This window comes from Paenibacillus sp. AR247, assembly GCF_002968895.1.
Taxonomy (GTDB): Bacteria; Bacillota; Bacilli; order Paenibacillales; family Paenibacillaceae; genus Paenibacillus_AQ; species Paenibacillus_AQ favisporus.
Window position 1 is genome coordinate 700937 of record NZ_PCZT01000009.1, and the last position, 19597, is coordinate 720533.

At 51.6% G+C, this 19597-nt stretch carries 22 protein-coding genes and 1 pseudogene; 4 read left to right on the plus strand and 19 right to left on the minus strand.

Annotation, left to right across the window (positions count from 1 at the left end; translation table 11 throughout):
- The 12 genes and pseudogenes from CPT76_RS39450 to CPT76_RS11325 all read right to left on the minus strand — a co-directional run.
- Positions 1–553, minus strand: a pseudogene (locus tag CPT76_RS39450) (alpha-L-arabinofuranosidase C-terminal domain-containing protein); the annotation flags it as partial.
- On the minus strand, positions 550–882 hold the full coding sequence (locus tag CPT76_RS39455; protein ID WP_258168309.1) for a hypothetical protein: 333 nt from the start codon (positions 880–882) through the stop codon (positions 550–552). The gene CPT76_RS39455 and the pseudogene CPT76_RS39450, both read right to left, overlap by 4 nt.
- Positions 883–941: 59 nt before the next feature.
- The gene (locus CPT76_RS11295; RefSeq protein ID WP_105442990.1) at positions 942–1841 is read right to left on the minus strand and encodes a carbohydrate ABC transporter permease; all 900 of its coding nucleotides are present in this window, start codon (positions 1839–1841) and stop codon (positions 942–944) included.
- 16 nt (positions 1842–1857) lie between these two features.
- A complete protein-coding gene (locus CPT76_RS11300; RefSeq protein ID WP_105442991.1) occupies positions 1858–2793 on the minus strand; it encodes an ABC transporter permease in 936 nt (311 codons plus the stop codon).
- Positions 2794–2838: 45 nt separating this feature from the next.
- The gene (locus CPT76_RS41355) at positions 2839–3372 is read right to left on the minus strand and encodes a type 2 periplasmic-binding domain-containing protein (protein WP_308737560.1); all 534 of its coding nucleotides are present in this window, start codon (positions 3370–3372) and stop codon (positions 2839–2841) included.
- Between the two features lie 100 nt (positions 3373–3472).
- Entirely contained in the window at positions 3473–4324 is an 852-nt protein-coding gene (locus tag CPT76_RS41360; protein ID WP_308737561.1) for an extracellular solute-binding protein, read from the minus strand.
- A gap of 127 nt (positions 4325–4451) precedes the next feature.
- Complete coding sequence (locus tag CPT76_RS39460) at positions 4452–4868, minus strand: helix-turn-helix transcriptional regulator (RefSeq protein WP_258168310.1); 417 nt, start codon at positions 4866–4868, stop codon at positions 4452–4454.
- Positions 4858–6129 carry a response regulator gene (locus CPT76_RS11310; RefSeq protein ID WP_258168311.1) on the minus strand — a complete coding sequence of 424 codons (1272 nt, stop codon included), beginning with the start codon at positions 6127–6129 and terminating at the stop codon, positions 4858–4860. The genes CPT76_RS39460 and CPT76_RS11310 overlap by 11 nt, the downstream gene beginning before the upstream one ends.
- Entirely contained in the window at positions 6129–6710 is a 582-nt protein-coding gene (locus CPT76_RS39465) for a sensor histidine kinase (protein WP_258168312.1), read from the minus strand. Before CPT76_RS39465 ends, CPT76_RS11310 begins: the two co-directional genes overlap by 1 nt.
- 14 nt (positions 6711–6724) lie before the next feature.
- Positions 6725–7927: a cache domain-containing sensor histidine kinase gene (locus CPT76_RS11315; protein WP_258168313.1), complete on the minus strand. Its 1203-nt coding sequence runs from the start codon at positions 7925–7927 to the stop codon at positions 6725–6727.
- A 372-nt stretch (positions 7928–8299) separates the two neighbouring features.
- Complete coding sequence (locus tag CPT76_RS11320; RefSeq protein WP_105442992.1) at positions 8300–9634, minus strand: sensor histidine kinase; 1335 nt, start codon at positions 9632–9634, stop codon at positions 8300–8302.
- Between the two features lies 1 nt (position 9635).
- Complete coding sequence (locus tag CPT76_RS11325; RefSeq protein WP_105442993.1) at positions 9636–10322, minus strand: response regulator transcription factor; 687 nt, start codon at positions 10320–10322, stop codon at positions 9636–9638.
- Positions 10323–10477: 155 nt separating this feature from the next.
- On the opposite strand from CPT76_RS11325, the gene CPT76_RS11330 reads away from it, so the two are divergent.
- From CPT76_RS11330 to CPT76_RS11340, 3 genes are all read left to right on the plus strand, one after another.
- Positions 10478–10687 (plus strand): SHOCT domain-containing protein, encoded by a 210-nt coding sequence (locus tag CPT76_RS11330; protein ID WP_308737562.1) that lies wholly within the window; start codon positions 10478–10480, stop codon positions 10685–10687.
- Positions 10688–10792: 105 nt separating this feature from the next.
- Positions 10793–11851 (plus strand): DJ-1/PfpI family protein, encoded by a 1059-nt coding sequence (locus tag CPT76_RS11335; RefSeq protein ID WP_105442995.1) that lies wholly within the window; start codon positions 10793–10795, stop codon positions 11849–11851.
- Between the two features lie 29 nt (positions 11852–11880).
- Positions 11881–12528 carry a DUF2306 domain-containing protein gene (locus tag CPT76_RS11340; RefSeq protein WP_105444046.1) on the plus strand — a complete coding sequence of 216 codons (648 nt, stop codon included), beginning with the start codon at positions 11881–11883 and terminating at the stop codon, positions 12526–12528.
- Between the two features lie 117 nt (positions 12529–12645).
- Here the strand turns inward: CPT76_RS11340 and CPT76_RS39470 are convergent, their stop codons facing one another.
- Both CPT76_RS39470 and CPT76_RS39475 read right to left on the minus strand, forming a co-directional pair.
- Positions 12646–12909, minus strand: coding sequence for a P-loop nucleotide/nucleoside kinase family protein (locus CPT76_RS39470; protein WP_258168314.1), 264 nt, complete (start codon positions 12907–12909; stop codon positions 12646–12648).
- Positions 12869–13201: a P-loop nucleotide/nucleoside kinase family protein gene (locus CPT76_RS39475; RefSeq protein WP_258168315.1), complete on the minus strand. Its 333-nt coding sequence runs from the start codon at positions 13199–13201 to the stop codon at positions 12869–12871. Before CPT76_RS39475 ends, CPT76_RS39470 begins: the two co-directional genes overlap by 41 nt.
- Positions 13202–13384: 183 nt before the next feature.
- Between CPT76_RS39475 and CPT76_RS11350 the strand changes: the two genes are divergently transcribed.
- Positions 13385–13948: a restriction endonuclease gene (locus CPT76_RS11350; protein ID WP_105444047.1), complete on the plus strand. Its 564-nt coding sequence runs from the start codon at positions 13385–13387 to the stop codon at positions 13946–13948.
- A 90-nt stretch (positions 13949–14038) separates the two neighbouring features.
- On the opposite strand, the gene CPT76_RS11355 is transcribed toward CPT76_RS11350, so the two are convergent.
- The 5 genes from CPT76_RS11355 to CPT76_RS11375 all read right to left on the minus strand — a co-directional run bounded on the left by CPT76_RS11355 (position 14039) and on the right by CPT76_RS11375 (position 19229).
- Positions 14039–14851: a formate/nitrite transporter family protein gene (locus CPT76_RS11355; protein ID WP_105442996.1), complete on the minus strand. Its 813-nt coding sequence runs from the start codon at positions 14849–14851 to the stop codon at positions 14039–14041.
- Positions 14826–15176 (minus strand): nitrite reductase small subunit NirD, encoded by a 351-nt coding sequence (gene nirD, locus CPT76_RS11360; protein WP_105442997.1) that lies wholly within the window; start codon positions 15174–15176, stop codon positions 14826–14828. Before nirD ends, CPT76_RS11355 begins: the two co-directional genes overlap by 26 nt.
- 14 nt (positions 15177–15190) lie before the next feature.
- Positions 15191–17596, minus strand: a complete 2406-nt coding sequence (gene nirB / locus CPT76_RS11365) for a nitrite reductase large subunit NirB (protein WP_105442998.1) — start codon at positions 17594–17596, stop codon at positions 15191–15193.
- A gap of 238 nt (positions 17597–17834) precedes the next feature.
- The gene (locus CPT76_RS11370) at positions 17835–18320 is read right to left on the minus strand and encodes a VOC family protein (RefSeq protein WP_374954641.1); all 486 of its coding nucleotides are present in this window, start codon (positions 18318–18320) and stop codon (positions 17835–17837) included.
- 405 nt (positions 18321–18725) lie between these two features.
- Entirely contained in the window at positions 18726–19229 is a 504-nt protein-coding gene (locus tag CPT76_RS11375) for a DUF1572 family protein (protein WP_105443000.1), read from the minus strand.
- Positions 19230–19597 lie beyond the last annotated feature (368 nt).

Sequence of the window (19597 nt, forward strand, 5' to 3'; positions counted from 1 at the left end):
CCCACCGTGCGGCTTCCTCGGCCGTACCAGACCCGTCGTTGACGGAGATCAGCGGTTCCACCTGCAGCTCTTGGCAAAACCGGATAAATTCGTCTGTCCCGAAATACTTGCTGGTCCATCCGCCCCAAGCTTCGTTGTACATCACTGGCCGCTCCAGCACCGGACCCACGCCATGTTCCCAGTGGTATGCGCTGATGTAATTCCCCGAGAGCCGCATCATGCCCGCATTCAGCGGCCGGGCCATATCGATCACCTCGCGTTTCACCAGGCCGATGTTGTCCTCAGGAAGCAGGGATACGTGATCGAGCCACAGCATGCCGGTGGAAACATGGTCGGTCCAGCGGGGATGGTCTGCCGGAATATAGACACGAATCTCCGCGTCGGCACAGTTTCTAGAGACAGGCATGCTTGCTTCGTATTCCTGCCAATTGTGGCTTTTGAGCTCCATCTTCACACGCCCAAGAAGCTCCTCGGTCCGCCGGTCCACCGCGTCCAGTATGATATAACGGAGCTCAACGGATGCGCGGGCGACAATACGGACCGTGTATGTCATCGGCCCTTTAGCGCAGCGTTCTGTGCGATGCCAGCGTACGCCTCATCGTCGCTCATGATCCGGATGCGCTGAGCGCGGCCTGAATGTCTCAGTGCCGGCGCTTCCAGCGCATATTGCGTATTTCGTCCGTTCGTAAAGGGAAACCAGCTTCCCGATACGGCGCTCTCTCCGGTTTTCTCGCTTTCAAAATCCATATCTCTTAAGGGAAAGGCCAGCATCGCTTCCATATGGTCGCGAATATCTTCCACAAAATGCCCGAAGAGATAGGGGTTAACCGTATGTTCACCAGGCCGGCTGCAGTCGATTGTTATCGTCGCATTCGTTTGCACAATGTACCTCCATAAGTAAGATGTTATTAAACGCCGCCAATCAAGGCGTCTGCCCATGTCTATCCTTTAATGGAGCCAATCATGACGCCTTTGACAAAATGCCGCTGCACAAAAGGGTACATAATCAAAATCGGCAGGCTGGAAATAATGATGACCGCGTACTTGATACTTTCCGCAAGCAGCACCTTACTCTCCAGTCCGACGTTGCCGTCAACGGCATCGGTCTGGCTGATCAACAAGATTTCCCTCAGGACTAGCTGCAGCGGATACCGTCCCTCGTCGCGGATATAGATCAGGGCATTAAAAAATGAGTTCCAATGGCCGACGGCATAAAACAGCACCATGACGGCCAGGATCGGCTTGGACAAGGGCAGGATGATGTTGATCAGCAGCCGCCAGTTCGAGCATCCGTCGATGTGGGCAGCCTCCTGCAGCTCCCAAGGGATGCTGCTCTGAAAGTACGTTCTCATAACGATCAGGTTGTACGTGGAGATCGCTCCCGGAACGATCAAGGCCCACATCGTGTCCAGCATTCCGAGATTTTTGACAAGCAAATAAGTAGGGATCAGCCCGCCGCCAAAAAACATCGTAAGCGTAATGATGACCATCAGCACTTTCCGGCCGGGCAGGTCGGGTCTTGACAGCGGATAAGCCGCCAATATGGTCAGGATCATATTGACGATTGTGCCGACTACCGTATACATGATCGTATTCATGTATCCCGTCCATATTTTTCCGTTATGAAAAATATTCGAGTACGCGTCCAAAGACACGCTTTTCGGCAGCAGCCATACTTCCCCGTTCAGCACTTTCGCCGGGTCGCTGAACGAAGCGCTGATCACGAAAATGAGCGGATAAAGCACGATCAGAATGATGAGCGATGCGATCGTATACACGATCGCATCGAACACCCGCTCATCCCTCGGTCTGCTGATTATAGCAGCAGCTTGTTTAGACATGGCGCATGGTCCTCCTTTACCAAAGGCTCGTTTCTGACGTTTTGCGTGCAAACCGGTTCACCAATAGCAGCAGCACCAGGTTAATGACCGAGTTGAACAGCCCGATGGCCGCGGTGTAGCTGTACTCTCCTTTGAGAATACCAGTGGTGTACACAAATGTGGAAATGACATCGCTCGCCTCAAGGTTCAAATTGTTCTGCATTAGTAATATTTTCTCGAATCCGATGTCCATGAAATGGCCGATGTCCAGGATCAGCATGATCACGATGACGGGAACAATTCCCGGCAAGGAGATATGCCACACGCGCCGCATCCGGGAGGCGCCGTCCATCTTCCCGCTGAGCGCCGCGATGTAAATGATCGATTGCCAGCCCATGTTCTGCCATATGTTCGAGCCGATAAAAATCGTTTTAAACCAGCCGGCATCCTCCAGAAATCGGATCGGCGAACCGCCGAATGCCTCAATCAGCGAATTGATCGGCCCGGTCGTGGGCGAGAGGAATACGTTCAGGATGCCTACGATGACGACGACGGAAATAAAGTGCGGTATGAACGTAATATTTTGCAGCAGCTTGCTGAACGATTTGCTGCGAATTTCATTGACAATCAGCGCCAGCACGATGGAAATCGGAAAAGCGATCAGCAGCGAAAACAGATTGATCGACAACGTGTTCCACAGCAGCCGCCCGAAATAATACGAATCGAAAAACCGCTCGAAATGATCGAAGCCAACCCAGCTGCTGCCGATAATTCCTTTGGCAGGGTTGAAATTTTTAAAAGCAATTTGCAGACCGTACAGCGGCCCGTAATGAAAGATCAAATACCAGGCGATCGGCACCAGCAGCATGAGATACAGGTCGTACCGCTTGACCATCTGAATCCATATGCGTCTCCCCCGTCTTGCGGAAACCCGGGATGGAGCGGCCGTCGCCTGGACTTGCGCGCTCTTCATAACCATCTACTCCTTACCTCATGACGAATTATCATTAGTTCTTCATTACTTCTCCATCTTGTCATAGGCTGCTTGATACAGCTCCTGAAGCTTGTCGATCTGCATCTTTTTCAGCGTGGATTGGAATTCATCCCATTTATCGAAACTGAGCGCACCGGCAATGAATTTCGTGCTTTGCTCTTCGTAATACTTGTCGATATCGTTCCGGAGGATGTTGACTTCTTGTGCCGTCTTCTCGTCGAACATCGGAGCTGCATAACGGACCTTCGGCATGTATGGATCCAGCTTCTTCTGAGCTTCCTGCACCTGAGGTGGATTGATATAAGAGGCTACTTTATCACTAATGAGGTGTGGCGCTCCTCCTCCTGCATAAGGTGTGATTTTGGGCTGGTTGTCGGTCTTCAGGAAGTCTTCTTTATAATATGGAATTCCGTCCTTCAGCTCATAGTGCTCGCCTTCTCGCCCGAACCGCAGCAGGGTCGATCCTTCGTCGCTGTAGAAATAGTCGATCCAGCGCATGGTGATTTCCGGATATTTATTGACGGACGAAATGGCGAAGGCACCAAAGTCACGCGGCACTGGCGCTGTCTGGGCCTGCAGCCGATCGCCGTGCGGACCTGCCGGAGGCGCAATCCCTACATATTGGTCGGCAATTGGCAGAAAGTTGTTGTTCGTCTGATCAAAGAAAAATCCGGCATTGCCCGAGCCCCAGCTCTTTGTTCTGCTCGCTGCCCATCCAGATGTTGACCTTGTCGTTCTCCAAATTGATGTTGTAGCCAAGCTGCTGGTCGAGACCAAACGATCCGCTCATCAAGTTGACGACAGCCAGGCCCGCCCGGGCGGTCATCGGAATTTCGTCCTTCTTGCCGTTGCCGTTTGGATCCTTATCACGGAAGGCCACCAGCACATCGTACAATTCGTCCGTCGTTTCGGGCTCTTTCAGGCCCAGCTTCTTCAGCCACGCCTCATTGATCCACTTCTTATCCGTACGGGCGGCTGCAAGCGTCACGATTCCCGGGATCGCGTAAATGTGACCTTCCGGTGTCGTGATCGCCGAGCGGATTTCCGGGTACTGTTCCATCAGTGTTTTCAGGTTCGGCGCATATTTGTCGATCAGGTCTTCCAGCGGAATCAATTGGCCAACGGCACCATACTGCGTCGCTTCAAGCGGCGTAATGCCTGAGCGGTAAAAAGCGTCGGGCAGCTCATTGGAGGCGAACAGCAGGTTTTTTTTCTCCTGGAAGCCGTCTGTCGGCGCTTCGGTAAAGTTTACATGCACATTGCTCATTTTTTCATAATCCTGAAACACCGGCATGTCCTTGAAAGGACCATTCAGCGGGGCAATCCGGGTGAACATGTTCAGTGTGACGGGCTCTTTAGTAAGCGGAAACCCGGTCTCATTCACCGTTGCTTCGGACGGCTCCGCCGTCTTTGCATCGGATCCCGAACCGCTGTTGGAGCTGCAGCCCGAGAGCAGTAAAGCGGAAACGAGCGCTGTGCTCAGCGCATATTTACCCCAAAGTTTGTACATGATTCTATGACCTCCGTTTTTGTATATTTGGGAACAGTTGAAAGCGTTTCCCCTGGTGTATGTGAGTATTATAGTTCACCCCGCATGACAGCAAATTCTATTTATTTGACTATTTACTCCACATATTTTACGGTTTCGACCGCTGTCGTTCCGGACGGAGGCTCTCCACATAAGCATGCGGTGTCATCCCGGTCAGCTCCTTAAACACTTTGAAAAAGTAGTTATATGTCGTAAAGCCCACTTGGCTGCTGATTTGTTTGACCGAATATTGATCGCTCTCCAGCAGCTTTTGGGCCGCGTCGATGCGTATGCGGTTCACGTATTCCGAGAAGTTGCACTGCGTCTCCTCTTTGAATAAACGGCTTAAATAAGAGGGATTGAGCCCGATGGAAGCCGCCACCATTTCCAAGTTGATATAACCTTGATACCGCTCCAATATAAAATGGATAGCCTGCGAGACATGCCGGGAATAGCCGCCTCCAGCACGCTGACGCTTCAGTAAATTCAGCAAGGCGGTAAAGTAGGATTTCAGCCTATTCCTCAAGCTCATCCATGCTGCCGATCCGCCCCAGATCGCGTCGCGGCGGGAGTTCGGATATGGCGGCTTCCGCTGCAGGTGTGGAAATGGACTTTTTCAGAGCCTTGTCGCCGGTGTGCAGCAGCTCGCTGACAATCATCTGCACCGCAGGTGAATGAAGCGGCTGATGACATACAGAACCGCAGACGGAGGCGATCAGCTGCTGCATCCTTTCCTGGTCCAGACTTTCCAGGGCAAGAAGCAGCTGTTTCTGTTCCTCAATCGTCAAGGCAACGCGAAGATGCTGCTCGTTCGGTCTTTCTTTGGCAGCAGGCTCGTTATGGGTCACATGTTCGGATCGGATCCCATTCTCCACGACAGGAGAGGTATCGAGCGCCTTTTCGGCCGAACTGTAGCTCGTCCCCAGCTTCGTCAAGCTTGCACATGGATGCCCAAGGGCATAGACAGATTTCAAATTCAGCATCAGCTCCAGCGCATGCTGAACTTTGCCCATCCAGCGGTGCGCCTCGCTGCTGCCGGCATGTTCGCTGCGCTCCTTGAACGCAAACACGACCATCAACCGCCCGTTCTCCACGTAAGCGGCCGTCCGCTCATGGATATCTCCAAGGCTCTGCTGCATCACATCGACCGCCTGCTGTACCAGCCGGTTCGTTTGGCTGTCGCTGAACGACTCCGTCAGCAGCAGGAACGGGATGATCTGCAGTGCCGCTGCCGCATAACGGACAGCACCTGGATACAAACCTTCCAGCCCGCCCGCAACCTCAAGGCTACCTGCCCCTTCCCCGTTCTCTCTCACCAGCTCGGCAATGCGGCTTCTGATCAATACAGGTTTCATCGTCTCCGCCATTTTTTTGCTCGCCAGCCTTCCTTCCTCCACCCGGTCTTCTTCCTGTAAATCCTTAACGGCTTTGCCCAAAACGTTCAGCAGCAACGCCTCATCAAGCCGGTGCTTGAGCAAATAGTCGACAGCCCCGTTTCGCAAGCATTCGCGGACATAATCGTAATCGTCATAACTGCTGAGCATGATCGTCTTAACCGAGGGATACCGCTCACGGATGATCCTTTGGAGCTCTACTCCGTTCATCTCTGGCATGTTCACGTCGATAATGGCAATGTGGGGCTGCGACTCCTCCATCATCCCCAATGCTTCTGTCCCGCTGTATGCTTCGCCGACGAACTCGAACCCGTGCTTCTTCCAGTTGAATAACGTTCGAATGACATTGCCAATCAACGGCTCGTCGTCGATCAATAGTACTTTAAACATCATTAGACCACCTCTTGATCAGATTGATCGCTGTTACGAATTTGCGGAAAACGAATTTCTACCTTCGTGTACAGACCCGGCTCGCTGTATAAGCTCAAACCGTACGATTCGCCAAACATTCTCACGATCCGTTCGTTCGCATTGCGTACACCCATGCTGCTGAAGCGTGACGGCATATCCTCACGGTCCGCTGCTCCAAGAAGAGCGTCGATCTGGTCCTGTGTCATGCCCCGGCCGTTGTCCGTGACTTCGATCCGCAGTTCTTGATGCTCCGCATAGACCCGAATCAGGACGAAGCCCCCTTCCCCGGATGGACCGATACCATGCATAATCGCATTCTCGACGAGAGGCTGGAGCATCAGCTTCAGCACACGGCAATCCAGCAAAGCGTCGTCTTCGATCTGTGTGTGCACCTCGATGGGTTCCAAATATTTGTATTTCACGATGGATATGTAGCTGTTCACATAGTCAAGCTCTTCGCGCAGCGTTAAAAATTCGTTGGAGTTCCCCAATAAACCCCGCATGAGCTCAATGAGCGAGCCGGATACTTCCTCGATATTGGGCACCCCGTTCAGCTTGGCCAAGTACTTGATCGTATTCAGCGAATTGTCAAAAAATGCGGACGAATCTGTGCCTGCAGGGCGGTCAGTTCAGCCTCCCGCTTCTTCTTCTCGCTTAATCGGATGCCTTCCATCAGCCGTTTTAATTCGTCTACCATGCTGATGAACACGCGGTACAGCTGTCCAATTTCGTCCTTTGAATGAATCTCCGTTCGGGGAAACGACAGATTCCCGTCCTTCACCTGCATCATCATCGATCTGAGCCGCCGGATATTTATTGTGGTCCGCGAAGAGACCTGATGGGAACCGATCAGGATGACGATAAAGACGATGATCGATACCTCGGTCATCAAATTACGGATTCGCGTCGATTCGCTAAGTAACGAATCAAGCGGAATCAGTGCCAGCGTGCTCCAGCCCGTGTATTCGGAATGGCGGCTGACCACGATGTAGGACCTGCCGTTGATCTTCTGCTCCACGACGTCGTTATCTCCGGCAAGCTTCCCTTTGATCTGGACGATTCTGTCCAGCGGGGGCGCATAAGAGGACGGCGCAGACTCGGATTGATACACATAGCCGTTCTGCTCATCAAGAACATACAGCATGCTGTCCGCGGTCGGTTTGACCCCATACGTTTTTTTAATAAAGTCATAATCCAAGTCGACCATGACGATGCCGACCGTCTCGCGGTTATAGCGAATCTCACGGCCGACGGTAATGGCATCCGCAGTTCCTTCCGGCTTAAAATACGCATGACGTGATCCATTGTGCAGCATGTAGTTGAGCATCGGAGTACCCAGAACGCTCCGGTCCATCCAGGGACCGCCGGTAAAAAATACTTTTCCGTTCAGCCCGACGACCGCCATGCGGGAAATATAAGGCTTATATTGAATCAGTCCGGATAAATATTCCGTTATCCGTTTCTGTTCCAGGAACCATTCATAACTAGGCTCTTCGTTTGGGCTCATGATCGTATTGATCACCGTGTTTTTATTGGTTACGACAACCGTGTTCAGCCGGTCAATCTCCTCGAGCATGACGTTCAATGATTCATCCGCCTGCCGGATACTGTCCGAGACGGATGTGACCGCGTTATGCTTGATCGTCTCGCGCATATTCACATAGACGATAGCGGTGACGGAGACGATGGACAGAAATGTGATCAGGCCGAAAGCCATAAAAATTTTTCCCTGGAAACTCGTTTGCGGCCACAGCCATCTTCGCAGCGTTGATAAATTCATATTATACCACCCTTATTAGTGTGTTTTAAATTCGTTTTATATGGCGTTAGACTGGCAATTTATATGCAAGCGCTTCCCAATCCTCAGAAAAAAATATTCGCTTGTTTCTCTAAGGTTACTGCTGGAAGAGATGGTAACACTTTGTACTTACGCAACAAAATGACAACTTTCCAATTGGAGTGGGCTGCTTCTTAACGGGGGAAATTTATACATATTATATAAAGGAATATAAAAAATTGTCGAGTCAACCTGACATATTGCCAAATCAGGACCAACCGAAAGAAATAGAAGCAGCTGCTTATACGCAAAAAAAGCCGGCCGCCGAATGGCAGTGACCAGCCTATTTCAAAGTGTTATCCGCAGTAAGCTCCATCAAGAAAGCTGTGAGTCTGCAGCTGGAATCCAGCCCGTCAGCCTTGCGCCGCCCTGCGGATCGTTGCCTGCCGTGAGTTCGCCTCCATGCTGCCGAATAATTCGCTGCGAGATGGTTAATCCCAGGCCGCTGCCTCCGGTCGAACGGTTTCTGGACGCTTCCCCGCGGTACAGCGGTTCGAACACGCGCTCCAGCTCTTCCGCCGTGAACCCCGGCCCGCTGTCTCGGATCATAAACTCGATTTTCCCTTCTTTCTTGTTACATCGGACATCGATCGTACCGCCTGGCGGGGTGTGCCTCACCGCATTATCCAGCAGGTTGCTCAGTGCGCGCTCCAGCAGATGCGCATCCCCGCTAACGACGCAATCGGCGGCCAGATGGCTGTTGATCACAATACTTTTATGCCCGGCACTGGGACTCAAGCTGTCGATGGATTGCTGGAGCACGACCGGTAAATCGATTGGCGCCTTGTTCAATGGACGATCCCAATACTCCATTTTCGTAAAAGTAAACAGGTCTTCCACCAACCGATCCAACTGGGCCGATTTCTCCTTGCATACGGCTACATACTTTGAAATTTTCTCCGGCGTTTGGGCAATGCCTTGCTCCAAGCCGTCCAAATATCCCCTCAGGGCGAACAACGGAGTACGCAAATCATGCGCGACCGCAGATATGACAAAGCGGCGTTCTTCCTCCAGCTTTACCTGCTTCTGGTATGACGTTCGCAGCCCTTTAACCATCACATCAAATCCATCCCCTACTTCAGCGATTTCCGTAATTCTCGACTTCGGTAACCGTACCTCCCAATCGCCTGAAGCGATTTGCCTTGCGGCCCGGCTCATTTTCTCCAGGGGCTTCAGCAGGAATCTCCGCATCTCTACGCCAACGATGAAAAAAGCGAGCAGCAGACCGGCAAACGCAGATATCGTCGGAAGCGTATTAGACTTGGGCAGGTAAACAACCACCCTTCCAAGCACATGGCCATTCTCGATGACAGAGAAGCGCTCGGTTGACCGCAAGCCACCTTCACGATCGGTTGACCGATAAATCTCCTCGTCGGAACCGGATAATATGACCGCGTCCAGCTTGGATTGATGCAGCTCGCTTTGCAGCTGGCCTTGCCAGTTCGGATCCCGCCATTGACCCGAGCCCATCTCAATCATGTGAATGGCCTCGTTTATATCTTTCTGCAGACTTTCATCGTATGGCTGGTTTGAGCCGATTTTTAGCGAATGGGTTTCCAGAAAGTTGGCTGCAACGAAAAATACCCAGGGCACGAGCGTGATCATAAATAGGCAGAGTATCGTAAATGTGCGAATGCGAAGTGTTTTCATCTTATCCTCCCTCGAAGCGATACCCTACACCCCACACGTTGACCAGGTATTGCGGATGATTTGCATCAACCTCAATTTTCTCCCGGAGCCGGCTGAGATGAACCCGAATCGTATGCCGGTCGCCGATCCCTTCCCAAAACTTGGCGAGCAGCTGCTCATAGGAAAATACATGCCTTGGATGTTCAGCGAACAATCGCAGCAAATCGTACTCCTTCGGGGTGAGCACGATGCCAACCCCATCCACAAAAACTTCCCTGGTGGACAAGTTTAATTGGATCCGGCCGTAGTCAAGGATCCTTTCCTTCGTATGCTCCCGCGAAGCGGTGCGCCGCAGGACGGCTTTTACCCTGGCGACAATCTCTCCCGGAGAAGCCGTCTTCACGATATAATCGTCGCCGCCGAGCGTCAGCCCCCGGATCTTGTCCACGTCATCGCTGCGCGCGCTCAGAAAAAGGATCGGAACGTCGCTATCCGCGCGAATCCGGCGGCATAAATCAAACCCGTTTTGTCCCGGCATCATAATATCCAGAATGATGGCGTGAACCGTATTCCGTTCGAACATGTCCCACGCCTCTGCCGTATCGCAGGCCGTGATCACACGAAAATTGTCATTCTCCAAAAAGTCCTTCAACAGTTCGACGATGCTGGGATCGTCGTCTACAACGAGAATCGTATGGCCTCCGCTCATGTACATCCCACCTTCGCATCTAGTTTATCATCTTTTTGAGGAAGAACTAACTGCCCTACCCATTTTGTGATGCAATGTTTATCGTTTTGTGACACTTTTATTTCTTCATTCGAGATATTCATTTGATAGGATGTTGTTCGTGAAGGAGGTTGACCATGGAAAACAGCAGTGTATACGTGTTTAGCGCTTTGTTTTGTATCACGCTTTTTTGTTTTTTGGCGGTTCGGATGTATTCCATTCGTCACAAGTCCGGTAACAGCCGCCGCCGGGAGGATGACATTGCCTGGATTCTCAAAAACCGGATGGCCAAAGGTGAAATTGACGAACAGGAATATAGCCGGCTTAAGGACTTGCTGACCAAATAACGATGATGACCCATAATGTACCGTTCGGCGATCGTGTCTCGCGTAAAAACACAAGGGACTCAAGTTGAACGTACGGCTTCGTCTTCAATGAAGGAGGATGTATCGATGTTAACCGTTCAAATCGTTCTTTTTGATGGCTTCGATCTGCTGGATGCCTTGGCACCATATGAAGTTTTCTGTGCCGCGGCGATGATGTCCAATGGTGCGCTGGAGGTGAAGCTTGTCACCGCCGAAGGAGCAAGAGCTGTGGCCAGCGGCACCCAGGGCCTGCCTATTGAAGCAGCCGGCAAACTAGATCCAAATCGAGCGGGGATTATTCTCGTTCCCGGCGCTGCCGGGGATGTCGAAGGCGACGGTCCCGATTCCGTCCCAGCCATATTGGCACGAACCGCAAATACCGATTTGACAGGCATGATCAGGGAAGCGCTCGGAAGGAAAGACATCATTGTCTCCACCGTATGCGGCGGATCCTTGGTTTTGGCCATGGGAGGCTTGCTGGAAGGCAGACGTGCCGTTACGCATCATCTGGGCATGGACGTTCTTGGCGCAACCGGTGCCCTGCCGGTCAAGGCACGTGTCGTGGACGACGGCAATTTGGTTAGTGGCGGCGGCGTAACGTCCGGGCTCGATGTTGCCCTGCATCTGGTGGAACGCGAGCTTGGCCCTCGGATCGCCCATGCGATCGAGGAGCTGTTCGAATACGAGCGGAGAGGTATCGCTTGGCGGGCACAGGGATTGGTGCCGAACTCGGAAAAGTCCGAAATAGACAAGGAATCGAACCTTGTGCTGAGTACTGAAGCGGTGAATCCACCTTCCCCTCCCCTTCAAAACACATCTAGACATATAGAGTCCGTTTTCGAAGGTGACTGGGATGTGACCATTGCAACGCCCGTGGGGAAAATGGATGTCAAGCTCTCCATCGCAACAAGCCATGGTGAAGTCCACGGAACAGCCACCCAAGGGGATGAAACGGTCAAATTTATGAGTCCAGTCATTCAAGGTAACAAGCTGACCTGGTCCCAGCAAGTAACCAAGCCGATGCGTTTAAACCTGAAATTTGATGTCACCGTCGATGGCGACGAGCTGCACGGCACCGCCAAAGCCGGCGTGCTTCCGGCCTCCAGGGTCGTCGGCAAGCGTTTGAAATCAACTTTTCAACAATGAAATGAAGAGCTTTGGGGGTTATGAATGAAGTGAACAAACGAAAAATCTTATATGGTGTGTTGGCCTGTGTCAGTATTTTGTTTATCCTTTATGCTTTATTGGATAATTTTATTATCGATCCCGGTGCAGAAGGCTTTTTAAGCCATAAAACCGGTCTTCAACGTGAAATTCACCTCCCAGCGTGGTTAAGCATCATGCGCATACATGTTGCTTTTGCGTGCATCGCCATGGCGGCTGGGCTTGTCAACTTTTCCAACCGCATTTTTCAAAAAAGCCGAAAATTCCATCGGATCAACGGATACGTCTATATGTTGTCGGTGCTTGTTGTCGTAATAACTTCCGGGTATATGGCGCCTTACGCCACCGGAGGAAAAGTGACGAGCATGGCGTTTAACGCGCTGAATTTAATCTGGCTGTTCATTACGGTGACGGCACTCGTTCAAATTAAGAAGAAACAGGTCATTCGGCACCGCAACTGGATGATTCGGAGTTATGCGTTTTGTTTTACAAACCTGCTCATTCATCTGATCACTTCCGTCCTTCAACAGGGCTTTGGGTTGGAATACGCTTTGAGTTATACCGTCGGCGTCTACGGAGCGATCGCGCTGCTGCTGATTGTTCCAAATATTCTGATCAGAACGATGAAGATAACGCGAAAAATTACTGTTGATCTGTAATAAAAAAATTGTGCTGAGATGAGAAGTGCTAATGTTCTTCCTGTAGAAATGCGAAAGGCTGCCGTGCGTACGGCAGCCTTTTAGTAATCCGCAGAACAGACCAGCAGCATCTGCCGGCTATTGTTGCTCTATCACATTTTCTACTACGATTTCTCCTTCCCCCTGAGGCTCTTCAAACGAGTTAAAAAAATTGTTCAACGTCTCCTCGGTAATAGGAAACGCGGCGTTTGCATCGAAACGTTGGCTCCGGACTTTGAGGCGCTTTCGCAATTCATCAGGGTGTACTTTTAAATAAATTAACTTCCACTTTCCTCCCGAATGTTCAATAAGCTGTTTATAGTCATCTCTCGCGGAACGGCTCCAAAAGCTGGAGTCGACCACAACCTGCTTTTTTGTTTTGAACCAATGTGACTAGCTTTTTTCGTAAGCTTGCATGCGCTACATCTAAGTATTCTCTGTATTTTTCAACCGGATAATCGATTCCGTAACGGCCGTGCGTGTTCCACACCTCCTCGTCAATAGAGAGACGGATGAATCCTTGTTCCTCCAATCTCTGGGAAAATGTAGTTTTCCCGGAACCGGCGATTCCGCACATGAGCACGACTAGAGCGGAGTCACGATCCCGATCCCGTTCCCGATCCAACCATTCCTCGAAATTCAACGTCTCGGTCATTTAACAATCACACCCCATGTTTTATTTTTGTATATCCTTTACTCTCTCACGGTCATGTTCAGCTAGCAAGTCATTTGAAATGACTTCCTTCGTTGAAGCGATTTTGATATAGTGGATAGGAACAAACATTCGGATATTTGGAGGAAACCTAATTTGCCTACTACCTTGGATACAACGACCATCATGATCGCCGGGCTGGTTGCCCTGCTCCTCGTCCTATTCGTCATACGTTTGGTCAGAAACCGCAGAAAAAGGATCCGCCGGGAGGCGAATCCGCGCAAGATTACGATCAAGGATATCGATTTAATGGCAGACGGCTCTGAATTTGAGCTGTATCTCTTCCGGCTGTTTCACGAGCTCGGATATAGAGAAGTGTATCAAACGACAGCCAGCCGGGACTTCGGCGCCGACTTGGTGTTTACGGATCAGAACGGACTGAGAAACGTCCTTCAGGCCAAACGCTACGGGAACAGCAATCCGGTCAGCATCGGAGCGGTTCAGGAGATTTATACTTCGATGAGATACTATGAAGCTGAACGGGCAATCGTGCTGACTTCCGGAAGATACACCGAATCCTGCCGCATCCTTGCGGCCGTGAACGGGGTGAAGCTGTTGGACAGAGAAGATCTGGAGGAACTGATCATTCTATTTAAAAGCCGCCGTTACGATGAAGCCATGGCTATCATCGAGGAGCCAGCTGAGACGGAAGCGCCCACGTGGAAACCGAAAGCCAAGAAAGCGACCTGATGGGGCGTACCGCGCTTTCTTGGCTTTCATTCCCGCTGCGCCCTTGGGGCTCTCTATGGGAAGGCTCACGGTGTTGATTATTTCAGATCATTAACTTGCAGACCTTTTGCTTTGCGGCAAAGTTTCGATCTCCACCTTCTCTTTATCTTTCGTCATATACCAATAAGCCAGGCCTACGAACACGCTGCCGCCGACCATATTACCTAGGGTAACCGGAATCAGGTTTGCGGCCAGCCCTCCCCAGGTTACCGTGTCTGGATGCGGGATAAAGAGCGAGACCGAGAGCAGCGTCATGTTTGCCACACTGTGCTCGAACCCGGAGGTAATAAAGGCGAACAGACACCAGAAAATCATGACCAGCTTGGCGGTCTCTTCCTTAAGCTTCATGGAGCACCAGACGGCAAGACAGACGAGCGTGTTACATAAAATTCCCCGCATGAACAATTCCATAAACGGTGCATTCATTTTAACAGCAGCCGTGCTGTTGATAAATTCGGCCGTTCCCCCTTTCGCCAATCCCGTCCATACGAAGATCGCCGCGACCAGTAAGGATCCGGCAAAATTGCCGAGGTAGCTGTACAGCCATATTTTAAGCGTATCGAGCCAGGTCGTCTTCTTGTTCAGCGTGCTGACCACCATGACCATATTGTTGCCTGTAAACAAGTCCGATCCCGCCATCAGGACCAGACTCAAGGCGATACCAAAGCTGGCTCCCATGACGATCTTCATGGCGGGTGCGTGAACTGGCGCGAGCAGTCCGCCGATCGTAAAGATCAGTATGATGCCGAGACCAACGAACAAACCGGCAAGCATGGAGGATACAAAGTATTTGCCTATACTCCGGTTCATAAGGCTAACCTTGTTTACCCCGGCGGTATCAACGATCTGAATGGTGTTTTTCATGCTCTTTCAGTCCTCCAATATAGACGTAACCGTCGATAACCGCGGTTTCGTAGGTTTGGATGCAGCCGTCGTCCGGCTTTTGCACTTCCCCTGTCGTCAGCGATATTTTCCAGTCGTGCAGCGGACAAAAGACAAATTCACCTGACACAATCCCCTCAGCCAGCGGACCGTTCTTGTGCGGACACCAGTTGCTTACCGCCCGCACCTCCCCGTTTGACAGCCGGAACAACGCAACCGACTCATCGCCAACGCGTACCTCCTTGCCAATCTGCGGTTTCAGCTCCTCCAGCTTCATCACTTTCATCATTTCTCTCGTCACGTCCATGCCCTTCCCTCCCCTTATGGTCTCTCCACGGTATACATCCGGCGGCGTTCTTCGTCTTCCAGCGCGGCCGACCATGCTTCGTGATACGTTGATTTTGCATGCTCGAAACGGCTGGCTAAACCGGAAATCTCCTGCTCATTGCCCAGCATTTGGCGCACCCAATCCGTGCCCATCCGCTTCACCCATGGGGCTGTGCGTTCGCCGTAAATACCGGTTTCCCGGTACAGCTGTACGTAGGCTTTAGCCAACAGGATCACCTCATCCTCAGTCGCCACCGTCGTCAGGCTGTCGCATTCCCGGACCTCGGTGCCGCCGTTTCCGCCAAAATACAGCTGGTATCCGTTCTCCACGCAGACGACGCCAAAATCCTTCGTCAATACTTCGGCACAGTTTCGCGGACAGCCGGTCACACCCATTTTCATTTTGTGCGGCGTATCGACCATCTCGATCTCTTGTTCCAGCCGGATGCCAAGCCCTAACGAGTCCTGGGTGCCGAACCGGCAAAATCTCGAACCGACACACGATTTGACGTTACGCAGCGACTTGGAGTAGGCGTACCCCGAACGCATCTCCAGCTCCTCCCAAACGTTCGGGACGTCTTCCTTCTGTACGCCGTACAGCCCGATGCGGCTGGCGCCCGTAATTTTTACCAGCGGCACGTTGTATTTCTTCGCAACTTCACCGATGCGGATCAAATCCTCCGGTGTCGTCGTTCCTCCATACATCCGCGGAATGACGGAGAACGTGCCGTCCTTCTGCATGTTGCCTTCCATTCGTTCGTTGACATATCGGGATGCCTTATCGTCGGCATACGTCTCAGGATGCAGCATCCGCAAATAATAATTCAGTGCCGGGCGGCACTTCGAGCAGCCTTCTTCGGATGCAAACCCGAGCACGATGCGTGTCTCCCGCGGCGACTGCAGACCTTTCTCGCGAATCGCGGCCACCACCTCATCGCGGGTAAGCGTCGTGCAGGCGCACATGCCTGCCGCCTTCTGCGCCGATGCGTCGAATTTGTCGCCCAGCGTATGCGCGAGGATCGCCTCAACCATGCCGCGGCATTTGCCACATGAGCCTCCGGCTTTGGTCACAGCTTTCACTTCGTCGAACGTGGTCAGTCCGTTCTCGAGAATGGCGCCGACGATGCGTCCCTTGGTTACGCCGTTGCATCCGCAAATCGTTTCGTCCGCGCTGATTGAGGCGACATCGAGTCCGCTGTCTCCCCCGGCTTTATGGAGCACGGAGGCGCTCGTATATTCCTGAATGTCGCTGCCTTTCTTCAGTAGGCTGAACAGTCGGGTTCCGTCGGAAACGTCCCCGTACAGCACAACGCCGACGATGCGATTCTCGCGAACCAGGATCTTTTTATAGGATCCGGCGACCTCGTCCTGCACGACGATGGCTTTCGTGTCCTCATCCGCATGGATTTCTCCGCCGGAAAACAGATCGCATCCCGCTACCTTTAGCTGCGTGGACAACACGCTGCCCGCGTAACCTTCCGTTGGCCGGCCCGTAAGGTGGTCCGCAAGCACGATGCCCTGTTCATACAATGGCGCCACCAGACCATAGGCTATGCCGCGGTGTTCAGCGCACTCGCCTACGGCATAAATCGACGGGTCCGTCGTCTGCATCAGGTCGTTGACTTGAATGGCCCGGCCAACCGCCAGCCCCGCGTCCCGCGCCAGCGCTGCATTGGGACGAATGCCAACGGCCATGACGACAAGATCGCATTCGACGTTCGTTCCGTCTTCGAACCGAAGCCCTTGTACTCTCCCGTCACCGTAGATTTCCGTTGTTTTCTTTTCCATCAGAAACTTCATGCCCTGGGCTTCCAGGTCCTGCTGAAGCAGCTTTGCCGCTGCCGCGTCGAGCTGCATTTCCATCAGATGGGGCAGCAAATGAACGACATGGACCTCCATCCCCTGGTTCATCAATCCGCGAGCTGCTTCCAAGCCGAGCAATCCGCCGCCGATCACGACCGCCTTTTTGTATTGTTTAGCCGTTTCCAGCATCATTTTCGTGTCTTCAATGGTGCGGAAACCGACGACGCCTTCCAGGTCATGTCCTGGTACAGGTAAAATAAACGCGCTGGATCCGGTCGCGATAATGAGCTCGTCGTAGGGGATGACGGTTCCCCGGTCGGTTCGAACTTCTTTCAAAGCTCGGTTAATCTCTATAGCCCGTTCCTGGGACAGCAAATGTATGTTATTGGACTGATACCAGTCCCAATCGTTAATCGTGATTTCTTCAAACGTTGTTTTCCCTTGCAGCACAGGGGACAGCATAATTCGGTTATAGTTGGGATACGGCTCATCCCCGATCATCGTTATCTCGTAGCGGTCGCGGTCCCGGCGAAGAATTTCCTCGATACACCGCGCCCCCGCCATCCCGTTGCCTATCATCACCAATCGTCTGCTCATAAACACGCCTCCCGTGCAACCTTGTGAAATTCATTACATTTATATCGTAACGGATATGGGAGGCTTTGCCTGTGAAGTAAATCACAGTGGCTTGGTTAAAACATAAAATTGGCGAAGGACAGGAATTTTACGGCGTTATTGTGATGACCTCCAACCATAAGAAGCAAAAGTGCAAAAGGCCACCCTGATGGATGGCCTTTCTTCGAACCTTCGTTTTTTACGCGGGTAAGAATATCCGCTAATTTTCGTAAGCTTGCTGCAGCGCCTTTATGTCGATTTTCTTTTTCGTCTGGAGTATGGCTTGCATGACTCGCCCTGCTCTTGCCGGATCGGGGTCACTGATCATCTCCGTTAAATGGCTGGGGATGATTTGCCAGGATACGCCGAATTGATCTTTTAACCAACCGCAAACCTGCGCCTTTTCGTCCCCTCCCTCGGAGAGCCTATCCCAATAATAGTCCAGATCCTCCTGATCATCGCAATGAACGATAAAAGATATGGCCTCATTGAACTTAAAATGCGGACCCCCATTCAGCGCGACGAATGACTGCCCTTCCAATTGAAATTCTACGGTCATCACCGTTCCCTCTACACCCCTGCTTTCCGGACCATAGCGGACAATTCTGCCGATTTGGGAATCATGGAAAATGGACGTATAAAAATTCGCCGCCTCTTCTGCTTGAGAATCGAACCACAGGTTTGGGGTAATCTTGTGCAATTTCATTCGCGTCATACCTCCCGGCTATATTCATTTCTATGATGATTGTAGCCTATCAGGGGAACCGGCGTTTCTTTTCGATTGCTTTGTTTCTAGTTTTCAGGCAGCTAATCATGAGGTATACGCCATCCCCCTTGCACCCAGCTGCTGATCGATCGAACAACAGCGATGATGAATGAGATGAATAACAACCCGGAAGCTATATACCAAAGAACAGCTTGATAACGGTCAGGTTCAGGAGGCTCACCCACAGGGCCTGTCTCGGGGATCATTGGATGCAGGCACAGATTCCCTGCCCGTAACGAGCAGACTGCCAAGATCAACGATGAGATCGCAAGCAGCACCCATTTCATTTTTTCCATACCCTTTCCCCTTTCCGAAAAATATACAGAACTACAGTTTCTGATCTCTTCAGTCCCAAGTTAACTCGCCTTTTCTCATTTTGGCAATATAAATGATCTGTCCCGTATGGTAGTGCACTTCTCTGAACATCGCCATCATCAGATTTAGTGCTGTCGTTTCGTTGTTCACTTGGCTGTATGTAAGCGGCGGCAGTAGGAGGAAAGGCTGGGACATCAATTGCTCTGGCTCGGATTGAAGCTGTTCAAGATACTGAAGAATGATATCAAACGCGTCTTTTGTATGCTGGTATGCTTCTTTTTTCGTCATCATCAGTCCACGTTCGAATTCCTTATCCCTGTCCCGCATGTCCGGAATGTTATACAGAATCGTCTCGACCCGTGAGTGTGCGGCCCCCCGAATATGCGCCACCAAATTAGCAATACTGTTGCTTTCCGGAGTCGGATGCCAGGTAATATCTTCTTCAGACACTTGTTCAATGGCTTTAAGCGTCCCTCTTTGTTCCGATTTCAGCTTGACCTTCATGCTTTGGATAAATTCGAGTGCTAGTTCCATGTTCACACCTCCTCGTTTATTAGCCCGAACTTTATGGATCCCCTACTGGCCCCTATTCGATCCATTGTCTTGGCCCCACCTTGTGAAACTTAGACGGCAATTCAAAAAATCTCTCGTTTCAGCGGAGGCTTATCACCGATATTCATAATCTTATATCCCGCCCAAGATATCCCTTAGATGATGCCAATGCTGACCTACCCAAAGGTTCTCTTCCCGAAATCTTTTGATGGGAGTGGAATCCCGTTCTTTCCACGGTCACCCATCCGGCCTCTTTCCACCAGGTTAACTGGATGGATCTGACCAATTGATCCAATGTAAGCGGTCGGTGCTCGCGGTAACCNTGGACGAAAGCACGAACGACATCCAGA